Source organism: Mitsuaria sp. RG (genome assembly GCF_028369275.1).
GTDB lineage: Bacteria > Pseudomonadota > Gammaproteobacteria > Pseudomonadales > Pseudomonadaceae > Aquipseudomonas > Aquipseudomonas peradeniyensis.
Genome location: NZ_JAQMYQ010000059.1, coordinates 1 through 11,127 on the forward strand (window position 1 = coordinate 1; position 11,127 = coordinate 11,127).

At 67.0% G+C, this 11,127-nt stretch carries 13 protein-coding genes; 9 read left to right on the forward strand and 4 right to left on the reverse strand.

Going from position 1 to position 11,127, the window contains the following annotated elements; genetic code table 11:
- Nucleotides 1-192: 192 nt before the first annotated feature.
- The 4 genes from POF53_RS23435 to POF53_RS23450 all read left to right on the forward strand — a co-directional run bounded on the left by POF53_RS23435 (nucleotide 193) and on the right by POF53_RS23450 (nucleotide 3,388).
- Nucleotides 193-585: an SH3 domain-containing protein gene (locus POF53_RS23435; RefSeq protein WP_203651508.1), complete on the forward strand. Its 393-nt coding sequence runs from the start codon at nucleotides 193-195 to the stop codon at nucleotides 583-585.
- 7 nt (nucleotides 586-592) lie between these two features.
- Nucleotides 593-1,270: a response regulator transcription factor gene (locus POF53_RS23440; RefSeq protein ID WP_110739854.1), complete on the forward strand. Its 678-nt coding sequence runs from the start codon at nucleotides 593-595 to the stop codon at nucleotides 1,268-1,270.
- Between the two features lie 300 nt (nucleotides 1,271-1,570).
- Entirely contained in the window at nucleotides 1,571-1,987 is a 417-nt protein-coding gene (locus POF53_RS23445; RefSeq protein ID WP_203651507.1) for a Spy/CpxP family protein refolding chaperone, read from the forward strand.
- 69 nt (nucleotides 1,988-2,056) lie between these two features.
- On the forward strand, nucleotides 2,057-3,388 hold the full coding sequence (locus POF53_RS23450; RefSeq protein ID WP_498969658.1) for a sensor histidine kinase: 1,332 nt from the start codon (nucleotides 2,057-2,059) through the stop codon (nucleotides 3,386-3,388).
- Between the two features lie 98 nt (nucleotides 3,389-3,486).
- Here the strand turns inward: POF53_RS23450 and POF53_RS23455 are convergent, their stop codons facing one another.
- Entirely contained in the window at nucleotides 3,487-4,044 is a 558-nt protein-coding gene (locus POF53_RS23455) for an NAD(P)H nitroreductase (protein WP_498969660.1), read from the reverse strand.
- Nucleotides 4,045-4,247: 203 nt separating this feature from the next.
- Between POF53_RS23455 and POF53_RS23460 the strand changes: the two genes are divergently transcribed.
- Entirely contained in the window at nucleotides 4,248-5,702 is a 1,455-nt protein-coding gene (locus tag POF53_RS23460) for a TrkH family potassium uptake protein (RefSeq protein ID WP_498969661.1), read from the forward strand.
- Here POF53_RS23460 and POF53_RS23465 read toward each other — a convergent pair.
- Complete coding sequence (locus POF53_RS23465; RefSeq protein WP_050706761.1) at nucleotides 5,659-6,705, reverse strand: AraC family transcriptional regulator; 1,047 nt, start codon at nucleotides 6,703-6,705, stop codon at nucleotides 5,659-5,661. The genes POF53_RS23460 and POF53_RS23465 overlap by 44 nt on opposite strands.
- Before the next feature lie 154 nt (nucleotides 6,706-6,859).
- On the opposite strand from POF53_RS23465, the gene POF53_RS23470 reads away from it, so the two are divergent.
- Together POF53_RS23470 and POF53_RS23475 are read left to right on the forward strand one after the other, a co-directional pair.
- Entirely contained in the window at nucleotides 6,860-7,171 is a 312-nt protein-coding gene (locus POF53_RS23470; protein WP_186714521.1) for an Mpo1-like protein, read from the forward strand.
- 102 nt (nucleotides 7,172-7,273) lie between these two features.
- Nucleotides 7,274-7,858, forward strand: a complete 585-nt coding sequence (locus POF53_RS23475; protein WP_186714522.1) for an HD domain-containing protein — start codon at nucleotides 7,274-7,276, stop codon at nucleotides 7,856-7,858.
- Nucleotides 7,859-8,007: 149 nt separating this feature from the next.
- Here the strand turns inward: POF53_RS23475 and POF53_RS23480 are convergent, their stop codons facing one another.
- The gene (locus POF53_RS23480) at nucleotides 8,008-8,823 is read right to left on the reverse strand and encodes a UDP-2,3-diacylglucosamine diphosphatase (RefSeq protein ID WP_203651503.1); all 816 of its coding nucleotides are present in this window, start codon (nucleotides 8,821-8,823) and stop codon (nucleotides 8,008-8,010) included.
- Nucleotides 8,824-8,947: 124 nt separating this feature from the next.
- Between POF53_RS23480 and POF53_RS23485 the strand changes: the two genes are divergently transcribed.
- Both POF53_RS23485 and POF53_RS23490 read left to right on the forward strand, forming a co-directional pair.
- Complete coding sequence (locus POF53_RS23485; RefSeq protein ID WP_498969665.1) at nucleotides 8,948-9,715, forward strand: helix-turn-helix transcriptional regulator; 768 nt, start codon at nucleotides 8,948-8,950, stop codon at nucleotides 9,713-9,715.
- A gap of 178 nt (nucleotides 9,716-9,893) precedes the next feature.
- The gene (locus POF53_RS23490) at nucleotides 9,894-10,781 is read left to right on the forward strand and encodes a DMT family transporter (protein WP_232857342.1); all 888 of its coding nucleotides are present in this window, start codon (nucleotides 9,894-9,896) and stop codon (nucleotides 10,779-10,781) included.
- Here POF53_RS23490 and POF53_RS23495 read toward each other — a convergent pair whose 3' ends face one another.
- Nucleotides 10,782-11,063: an Rdx family protein gene (locus tag POF53_RS23495; RefSeq protein WP_203651500.1), complete on the reverse strand. Its 282-nt coding sequence runs from the start codon at nucleotides 11,061-11,063 to the stop codon at nucleotides 10,782-10,784.
- Nucleotides 11,064-11,127: the final 64 nt, after the last annotated feature.

Genomic DNA, 11,127 nt, shown 5'->3' on the forward strand with positions numbered 1-11,127 from the left:
GGGGGGGGGGGGGGGGGGGGGGGGGGGGGGGGGGGGGGGGGGGGGGGGGGGGGGGGGGGGGGGGGGGCGGGCCCCCCCCCCCCCCCCCCCCCCCCCCCCCCCCCCGCTCCCAGCTACACCCCACGCGGCACTATTCATAAATTCCGACAACTGGCCGACAACCTCCTGAATCGATACGAATCAGGAGTTCCAATGCGTCAAGGTCCGATGTCCCTGCTGCTTTGCCTGTTACTGCTGTCCCCTTTCGCCGCGGCCGAGCAGCCGCTGTCGCTGGAAGCCGGGGCGCGGATCACCGAGCTGCAGCAGCGCCTGGAAGAGAGCGAGAAACAGCGCGACGCGCTGACCCTGCAACTGCAGAACCAGGACAGCGAACGCGAAAGCGCCCAGCTCTCGCGCCTGCGCCAGGACAACCAGCGCCTGAAACTGACGGTCAAGGAACTGCAGGCCGCCAGCAGCGCCCCCCAGCGCCTGCTCACCGACCAGCAGCAATGGTTCCTGATCGGCTCGGTCGTTGCACTGTTGTCGGCAGTCTGCGGTATCTTAGCCAGCGGCGGACACAGAAGACGCCGGCAATGGTTGAATTGAGTGAGACATGAGCGAGCTGTTACTGATTGATGATGACCAGGAACTGTGCGAGCTGCTCGGCAGCTGGCTGACCCAGGAAGGGTTTGCGGTGCGCGCCTGCCACGATGGCCAGAGTGCGCGCCAGGCCTTGGCCAGCCACGCCCCGGCGGCGGTGGTGCTGGATGTCATGCTGCCCGACGGCAGCGGCCTGGAACTGCTCAAACAGTTGCGCAGCGAGCACACCGACCTGCCGGTGCTGATGCTCTCGGCCCGTGGCGAGCCGCTGGACCGCATACTCGGCCTTGAGCTGGGCGCCGACGACTACCTGGCCAAGCCCTGCGACCCCCGCGAACTTACCGCCCGCCTGCGCGCCGTGCTGCGCCGCAGCCACCCCAGCGCGCCCAGCAGCCAGGTCGAGATCGGCGACCTGACCTTCAGTCCGGTGCGCGGCGTGGTCAGCATCGATGAGCGCGAGATGACCCTCACGCTGTCCGAGAGCCGCATCCTCGAGGCGCTGCTGCGCCAGCCCGGCGAACCGCTGGACAAGCAGGAGCTGGCGCAGATCGGCCTGGGTCGCAAACTCACGCTCTATGACCGCAGCCTGGACATGCACGTCAGCAACCTGCGCAAGAAGATCGGCCCGCACCCGGACGGCCGCCCGCGCATCGTCGCGCTGCGCAGCCGCGGCTACTACTACAGCCTCTGACAGCGACTAGAACCCTGTAGGAGCGGCCTTGTGCCGCGAAAGGGCCGCAAAGCGGCCCCGGCGATCTTTGCAAAACCGCTGAAATCCCGGGGCTGCTGCGCAGCCCTTTCGCAGCACAAGGCCGCTCCTACAGAGATCACGCCAGTTGAAAGATCTCAGCAAGACAGTTGCTCCCACAGGATCCGCACGACGGCTACCGCCAACTTTACCCAGCCTTTACCCTCACCTGACCGCCCTTGACCTTGATCTCCCTAGACTGGGCTCATCCGGTAACCACCGGCCCCTGAAAGGAGAGACACCATGCGCAAGACCCTGATCGCCCTGATGTTCGCCGCCGCCCTGCCGACCGTGGCCATGGCCATGCCTGACGGCGGCCCGCGCCACGACGGCCCGCATCATCGCGGTGACGCGCCTTTCGCCCAGCTGGACCTGAGCCGCGACCAGCGCCAGCAGATCGGCAAGCTGATGGGCGAGCAGATGCAGCAGCGCCGCGACATCACCGAGCGCTACATGGCCAAGCTGCCGGCCGCCGAGCAGAAAGCCATGAAGGACGAACTCAAGGCCAGCCACGACAAGACCGACGGCCAGATCCGCGCCCTGCTCAAGCCCGAGCAGCAGAAGAAGTTCGATGACCTGCAGAAGGAACGCGCCGCGCGCAAGGCCGAATGGCAGGAGTTCCAGGCCTGGAAGGCTGAAAAAGCCGGCAAGGCCCAGTAAGCTGTCAGCCCGATGCCCGGCCCGCGCCCCCGCGGGCCGGGCTTTCGCCATTTCTCGGAGGTGCTCGTCTTGCGTTCACTGTTCTGGCGCATCCTGGCCAGCTTCTGGCTGGCCATCGCCCTGGTCGCCGGGCTGTCGATCCTGCTCGGGCACATGCTCAACCAGGACACCTGGATCCTCAGCCGCCACCCTGGCCTGAACAACCTGGCCAGCCACTGGGCCCAGCACTATGAACAGGACGGCCTGGAATCGTCGCAGCGCTTCCTGGAGCGACGCAAGCAGCGCTACAAGATCGACGTGCAGGTGCTCGACGACAGCGGCGATGCCGTGGTGCCCGGCACCTTTCCGCGCCGCGCCGCCGCCTTCGAGGCGCGCCAGCACAACGACGAGCGGCGCCTGCCCTGGCGCCGCCTGACCGAGGAATACACCAGCCCCAGCAGCGGCGAGACCTACCTGCTGATCTACCGCATTCCCCACCCCGAACTGGCTGCCTGGCACCGCGAAAGCCTGATCTGGCCGCTCAGCGCCCTGGGGATCGCCCTGGTGGTGCTGACCCTGTTCAGCCTGCTGGTGACCCTGTCGATCACCCGCCCGCTCAGCCGCCTGCGCGGCGCGGTGCACGACCTGGGGCAGGCCAGCTACCAGCAGAACAGCCTGGCGCGGCTGGCGGTGCGCCGCGACGAGTTTGGCGTGCTGGCCAACGACTTCAACAAGATGGGCGCGCGCTTGCAGAGTCTGATCGGCAGCCAGCGCCAGTTGCTACGTGACGTGTCCCACGAACTGCGCTCGCCGCTGGCGCGGCTGCGCATCGCCCTGGCCCTGGCCGAACGCGCCGAGCCGGAGCAGCGCCAGGCCCTGTGGCCACGCCTGACCCGCGAGTGCGATCGCCTGGAAGACCTGATCAGCGAGATCCTGGTGCTGGCCCGGGTCGATGCCGACCAGGCCCATGCCGAACCCGTGGACCTCAATGCCTTGCTGGGCGGCGTGCGCAAGGACGCCCAACTGTCAGCGCCGGAACAGGAAGTGCGACTGGAAGCGCAGGCAGGCCTGACCTTGCACGGCTGGCCGACCTTGATCGAACGGGCGGTGGACAATTTGTTGCGCAATGCCCTGCGTTTCAATCCGGCCGGGCAGCCGATCGAGGTGCATGCCCGTCGGGAGCAGGATCGCATCGTGCTGAGCGTGCGCGACCATGGGCCGGGGGTGGCGGCAGAGCACCTGGCGCAACTGGGCGAGCCGTTCTTCCGGGCGCCGGGGCAGGACGCACCTGGGCATGGACTGGGGCTGGCGATTGCGCGCAAGGCGGCAGAGCGCCATGGCGGCAGCCTGGTGTTGGGCAATCATCCGCAGGGTGGGTTTATTGCGACGCTGGAGATTCCCTGCAATATCAGTGCAGTCTGACAGACCGCGGGGCTGCTGCGCAGCCCTTTCGCGGCACAAGGCCGCTCCTACAAGAATCCGCGATCGCCTGATGGGCCGCAGAGCGGCCCCGCCTCACATCACTCTCCCCAGGCGCTGACGTACTTGGCCGTCTCCAGGACCGGCGCCGTGCGCGGCTCGCCCATCGGCGTGCCGACATACAGGTAGCCGATCACCTCTTCATTCGCCTCAAGACCCAAGCCCTCGTGCACATGGACGTCATACGCCATGTCGCCGGTGCGCCACACCGCGCCGATACCCTGGGCGTGGGCGGCAACGAGGATGCCGTGGGCGGCGCAGCCGGCGGCCAGGCGCTGTTCGATCTTCGGCACCTTGAAATGCTCCTGCAACCGGGCCACCACCACAATCAGCAACGGTGCCCGCAGCGGCATCGCCCGGGCCTTGTCCAGCGCGGCCGGGGTGGCATCGCCCTTGGCCTGCACCGCCTCGGCGAACAGTTCGCCGAGCTTCTCGCGGCCCTGTCCCTCGATGGTCAGGAAGCGCCAGGGACGCAGCTGGCCATGGTCCGGCGCACGCAGCGCGGCCTGGAACAGCGCCTCGCGCTGGGCGGCATTGGGCGCCGGTTCGGTCAGGCGTGGCACGGAAACACGGTTGAGCAATGCGTCGAGAGCCTCCATGGGCTTACCTCCTGGCAGATTGAAAGTGCGGCCATTCTGCACTAACCAGAAGGCAACATGTGAGTGGGCTTGTCCCGCGATGGCATCGACCCGGTAGGTATCGCGGTGCAAGCCCGCTACCATGCCCCAGCCAATCGTTCGTTTACAAGCCCCGGTGCACAGGTAGAATGGCGCCCTTTCCGTAGCGAGTCAGAGCAGATCACATGGCGTTGCCGACCTTAAGGATCATTGGTTTCATCATCGGCATCTTCCTGATCACCCTGGCGGTGAGCATGGTGGTGCCCATGGCGACCCTGGTGGTCTTCGAGCGCACCAGCGACATGCCGTCGTTCCTCTGGTCGAGCCTGATCACCTTCCTCGCCGGGCTCGGCCTGGTCATCCCCGGCCGCCCCGAGCACGTGCACCTGCGCCCACGCGACATGTACCTGCTGACCGTCAGCAGCTGGCTGGTGGTCTGCGTGTTCGCCGCCCTGCCGTTCCTGCTGACGCAGCACATCAGCTACACCGACGCCTTCTTCGAAAGCATGTCCGGCATCACCGCCACCGGCGCCACCGTGCTCAGCGGCCTGGACAACATGTCGCCGGGCATCCTGATGTGGCGCTCGATGCTGCACTGGCTGGGCGGCATCGGCTTCATCGGTATGGCGGTGGCGATCCTGCCACTGCTGCGCATTGGTGGCATGCGCCTGTTCCAGACCGAGTCCTCCGACCGCTCGGAAAAGGTCATGCCGCGCTCGCACATGGTCGCCAAGTCGATCGTCGCGGTGTATGTGGGCATTACCGTGCTCGGCAGCCTGGCGTTCTGGTGGGCGGGGATGAGCCCGTTCGACGCGATCAACCATGCCATGTCGGCGATCTCCACCGGCGGTTTCTCCACGTCCGACCAGTCCCTGGCCAAATGGGACATCCCCGCGGTGCACTGGGTCGCGGTGGTGGTGATGATCATGGGCAGCGTGCCATTCACCTTGTACGTGGCCACCCTGCGCGGCCACCGCAAGGCGCTGATCAAGGACCAGCAGGTGCAGGGACTGCTGGCCATGCTGGTGGCCACCTGGCTGGTGCTCGGCACCTGGTATTGGGCCACCACTGACCTGCATTGGCTCGACGCCCTGCGTCACGTGGCGCTGAACGTCACCTCGGTGGTCACCACCACCGGTTTCGCCCTGGGCGACTACAGCATGTGGGGCAACTTCTCGCTGATGCTGTTCTTCTACCTGGGCTTCGTCGGCGGCTGCTCCGGCTCCACCGCCGGCGGTATCAAGATCTTCCGCTTCCAGGTCGCCTACATCCTGCTCAAGGCCAACCTCAACCAGCTGATCCACCCACGGGCGGTGATCAAGCAGAAGTACAACGGCCATCGCCTCGACGAAGAGATCGTGCGTTCGATCCTGACCTTCTCGTTCTTCTTCGCCATCACCATCTGCATCATCGCCCTGCTGCTGTCGCTGCTGGGCGTGGACTGGATGACCGCGCTGACCGGCGCCGCCGGCACGGTGTCGGGCGTAGGCCCCGGGCTGGGCGAGGTGATCGGCCCGGCCGGCAACTACGCCAGCCTGCCGGACGCGGCCAAGTGGATCCTCGCTGGCGGCATGCTGCTGGGCCGCCTGGAGATCATCACGGTGCTGGTGTTGTGCATGCCGGCGTTCTGGCGTCACTGACCGACAGCCGCGTGCGGTACTCGCTCGGCGTGGTGTCGAACCAGCGGCGGAACGCCCGGTAGAAGTTGCTCGGATCGGCGAAACCCAGCAGGTAGGCAGTCTCCAGTAAGGTGGTGCCGGGCTGCGCCAGGTACTGCTCGGCCAGTTCGCGGCGGGTGTCGTCGAGCAGGGTCTGGAAGCTGGTGCCCTCGTCCTGCAGACGCCTTTGCAAGGTGCGCTGCGACAGGTGCAGGGCCTGGGCCACGGTCTCGCGCTTGGGCTCGCCCTGGGGCAGGATGCGGCACAGCACCTGGCGCACCCGGTGGGTCACGCGGCTTTCCGAGAAGCGCGCCAGGTATTCCCCGGCAAAGCGATCATGCAGCACCGCCATCGCCTCGTTGGCGGTCGGCAGCGGCGCCTCCATGTCGGCACGCTCGAGCACCAGCGCGTCATGGGGCGCGCCAAATACCAGCGGCGCATGGAAGGCCACCTTGTACGGCTCGACATTCTTCGGCTGGCCGCCCTGGATCAGCACCCGCCGCGGCTGAATCGGCCGCCCGCTGAGCCAGGTGCACAGGGCCAGGGCGCAGGCCAGGGACGCCTCGGCGCTGTGCCGGGTCGGCGGCAGGTGGTCGCCATGCACGGTCAGCACCAGGGCGTAGCCGTCGGGCTCGCGGCGAAAGCTCAGGTCCGAGCTCTCGGCGATGATCCGCTGGTAGCGCACCAGGCGTTCGAAACCCTCGGCCAGGGTGCGACTGGACATCAGCGCATAGCCCACCACATGAAACGACGCCGGACGCACCACCCGGGCCATGTTCAGGCCGATGGCCTCGTTGCCCGACAACTCGACCGCCAGCTGCCACAGCCGGGTCATCGAATCCTGGGTGAATCGCGCATCGGGGTCGTCGAGGGCGGAAAAGTCGAGCCCGAGCTGCTTGAACATGGCCGGGCAATCGAGCCCTTCCAGCTCGAGTGCCTTGACGATCCCTGATGCCCAGCTGGCTGACGTGGTTCTCTCACTCATGACAGGCTCTTGTGCTGACCGCTCCTGCGGTGAACCGAAAGGATACTCAATTGGCGCCTATTGTCACTGGCCACTGCACCCAGTGACTCTAGACTCGATTCAGGCTCCACGCCGTGTATCCTGTAAGCATGACCCGCAGATCCGGAAGCCCGCCATGACCCGCACAGCGCAGTTCCGCAGTTTTGCCGAGTTCTACCCCTACTACCTGGGCGAGCACAGCAACGCCACCTGCCGCCGCCTGCACTTCGTCGGCACCAGCCTGGTGATCGCCCTGCTCGCCTACAGCATCGGCAGCGGCCAGTGGCTGTTGCTGCTGGCCGTGCCGCTGGCCGGCTACGGCTTTGCCTGGGCCGGGCATTTCTTCTTCGAGAAGAACCGGCCGGCCACCTTCACCCACCCCTGGTACAGCCTGGTCGGCGACTTCGCCATGTTCCGCGACATCCTGCTGGGCCGCCTCAGCCTCTGAATCGGCCCGCAAGGCCAGGTTCGCGTCCCGGCCGGCCACTGCCAAAGCCCGTGTCCTGGCCAACACTGCCAGACATGTCCCCGACACGAGTGGCCCGCGGCGATGAACAAGCAAGCGAACTTCAGCCACATGCGCGACGGCACCGCCCAGGACTGGGCGATCATCGCCGACGACTTTCGCGCCTATGCCCGGCAGTTGCCCCAACGCATCGTCGCCCACCTGCGCCTGCTCGATGGCGACTTCGGCGGCTTTCCCATCGATCGCCTGAGCCACTCGCTGCAGACCGCCACCCGCGCCTACCGTGACGGCCGCGACGAGGAATACGTGGTCTGCGCCCTGCTGCACGACATCGGCGACACCCTCGGCAGCTACAACCACCCGGATATCGCCGCGGCGATCCTCAAGCCCTTCGTCAGCGCCGAGAACCTGTGGATGATCGAAAAGCACGGGATCTTCCAGGGCTACTACTTCTTCCACCACCTGGGCATGGATCGCCACCTGCGCGAGCAGTTCAGCGATCACCCGCAGTACCAGCGGACCATCGAATTCTGCGCACGCTACGACGCGGCGGCGTTCGACCCCGAGTACCCGAGCCTGCCGCTGTCGTTCTTCGAACCGATGATGGAGCGGCTGTTCGCCCAGCCCAGGCAGTCGATCTACAAGGCGGCCTTGAAGGCGTCGGCCTGATTCCAGCTACCCGCCACCTGTAGGAGCGGCCTTGTGCCGCGAAAGGGGCTGCGCAGCAGCCCCGACGATCTTGAGACATACCCGAGATCCTGGGGCCGCTGCGCGCCCCTTTCGCGGCACAAGGCCGCTCCTACAGGGCTGAAGGCGACCTAGGCCGGCTCACCCAGCTCCGCCAACCGCGACGCCGCCTCGCGCGCCTGAGCATCGGCGAACCGATACAGTTCGATCCTCCCGTCCCAGTGCTCGATCAGCGCCGTGCACGACTCCACCCAGTCGCCGCAGTTGAGGTACTCCACCTCGCCCACCCGGCGTATCTCGGCATGGTGGATATGACCGCACACCACGCCCTGGAAGCCACGCCGGGTGCACTCGTGGGCGATGGCGTCCTCGAAATCGCTGATGAAGTTCACCGCGCCCTTGACCTTGTGCTTGAGGTACGCCGACAGCGACCAGTAGCCATAGCCATAACGGGCGCGCCAGTGGTTGAGCCAACGGTTGAGCACCAGGGTGAACTCGTAGGCCCGGTCGCCGAGAAACGCCAGCCAGCGGTGGTAGCGGGTAATCACGTCGAACTGGTCGCCGTGGATCACCAGCAGCCGCCGACCATCGACGGTAAGGTGCTCGGCCTCGTCCACCAGCTGGATATTGCCCAGGATCAGTTTCGAGTAGCGCCGCAGGAATTCGTCGTGGTTGCCGGTGACATAGATTACTTCGGTACCGCGCTTGCTCAGGGTCAGCAGGCGGCGGATGACGTTGGTGTGGGCCTGGGGCCAGTAGATGCCGCCGCGCAGTTTCCAGCCGTCGATGATATCGCCGACCAGGTAGATGCGCTCGGCCTGGTAGCCCTTGAGAAAGTGCGCGAGGTGTTCGGCCTGGCAATCCCGGGTGCCCAGGTGCACATCGGAAATCCACAGGGTACGGACACGCTGCTTGCGTGACGGGCGGAGAGGTTCGGCGTGGGTCATGGGCAGGCTCCGGCGCTGTTTGCTGGAGACTGGCAGGCACAGGTGACAGATTGGTGGCAGGCACATGACCATCCTGCGCCCGCCTTGAGGTGTACACTCTTCACCTGCTTCGTGAGGACTCACCATGACCGCCGGCCCCCTGCTTTCGCTGCGCCATTATCGCCACGACCTGATCGCCCACAGTCACGACCACCCGCAGCTGGTGTTCGGCCTGGGCGGGCGCCTGGACTTCGAGGTGAATGGCCACGGCGGCCGGGTCGGTCGCCAGGACCTGATGGTGGTGCCTGCCGGTGCCCACCACACCTGCGGCAGCCCTGAGGGCAGCCACTGCCTGGTGCTGGACGTGCCGGGCGGGCACTGGCTCGGCGACCATCTGGGCGAGCACGCCGATAACAGCCGTCGCCTGCTCGACCGCCCCGGCCCCCTGGGCCTGAACAGCCGCCAGCAGCAGTTGGTCGACTGGCTGGCGGCAAGCCCGGTGGACGACCCGCTGATTGCCCGCCAGGGCGCGGTGCTGCTGCTGGCCAGCCTCAACCCGCAGGCCGGCGCTCCGCTACTGGCCAGCAGGCGCTTGCCCTATGCCGCCTTCGACCGGCATATCGAGCAGCACGCCGCCTATCCCTTGCAGGTCGCCGACCTGGCACGCCTGGCCGGGCTGTCCAGCGCGCGACTGCACGCGCGGTTTGCCAGCGAGTGCGGCATGTCGCCGATGGACTATATCCGTCAGCGGCGGCTGTCGATGGCACGACGATTGTTGCGTGAGACGCTGTTGCCGGTGGGAGAGGTCGCGGCGCGGGTGGGGTATGGCTCGCAGAGCGCCTTCAGCGCGGCGGTGATGCGGGCGTTCGGCTGTACGCCGCTGGCGTTGCGGCGCGAGTCTGGCGACAACTGACGCGAGATGCGCGACAGACACGGGCAGACCGGGCTCTTACACTGAGCGCCAAGATCATCTCTCCCTGTGCTGGCCTCTTCGCGGGTAAACCCGCTCCCACAGGATTCGCACTGACCTGTGGGAGCGGGTTTACCCGCGAAGAGGCCGGCACAGGAACCTGCGAATGCAAAGGACCACCATGAACCACCGCACCGCCCTCGGCGCCCTGCATATCGGCGCGTTGTTCTTCGGCCTGACCGGCGTCTTCGGCAAGCTGGCCGCCAGCGCCAGCCCCTCGATCATCGTCTTCGGCCGCGCCCTGTTCGCGGTGCTCGCCCTGGCCCTGTTCGCCAGCCTGGCGCGCCAGGCCTGGCAACCGCTGCGCGGCCAGGACCTGCGCCGCCTGCTGCTGGGCGGCGCGCTGCTGGCCGGGCACTGGGTGAGCTTCTTCATTGCGGTCAAGGTCGGCGGCGTGGCCATCGCCACCCTCGGCTTCGCCAGCTTCCCGGCCTTCACCGTGATCCTCGAGGGCCTGCTGTTCCGCGAACGCATCCGCCGCAACGAAGCGCTGCTGGTGCTGCTGGTGAGCATCGGCCTGGTGCTGGTCACCCCGGCATTCGACCTGGCCAGCGAGGCCACCGGCGGGTTGCTTTGGGCGCTGCTCTCGGGCTTGCTGTTCTCGCTGCTGTCGCTGACCAACCGCGCCGGTTCCGGGCGCCTGCCCGCCGTGCAGGCGGCGCTGTGGCAGAACCTGGTGGTGAGCCTGTGCCTGCTGCCGTTCGCGGCCCCCGGCCTGGGCGCGGTGGCGCCGCTGGACTGGTTGTGGATCGCCCTGCTCGGCGTCTTCTGCACCGGCGTCGCCCACAGCCTGTTCGTCGCCAGCCTCGCGGTGATCAAGGCGCGCACCGCCGCAGTGGTGTTCGGCATGGAACCGGTCTACGGCATCGCCGTGGCCTGGGTGGTGTTCGCCGAACAGCCGACCCTGCGCATGCTCGCCGGTGGCGCCTTGATCATCTTCGCCATCGTGCTGTCCAGCCGCCTGGCCGCCGAGCAACCGGCCCGCCAGCCACAGCCCGAAAGCGCCTGATCAGCGATCGTTGTGGCCCAGGTCGCGCTGCGGATCGATCTGGTCGCGCACCCGCTGCTTGAGCACCTTGGCCTCGGGGAAGCCGCCGTCGGCCTTGCGCTCCCAGATCTGCACGCCGTCGCAGGTGATGCGGAACACCCCACCGGTGCCAGGCTCCAGCGCTACCTGGCCGATATCATCGGCGAAGGTGCTGAGCAGTTCCTGGGCCAGCCAGGCAGCGCGCAGCAGCCACTGGCACTGGGTGCAATAAGTGATGACGATTTGTGGCTTGCTGTCTGCCATGTAGGGAAACTCCGTAGGAAGGGCCGCTTATACTAGCGGTCTTTATCCTCTGGTTTGAGACTCA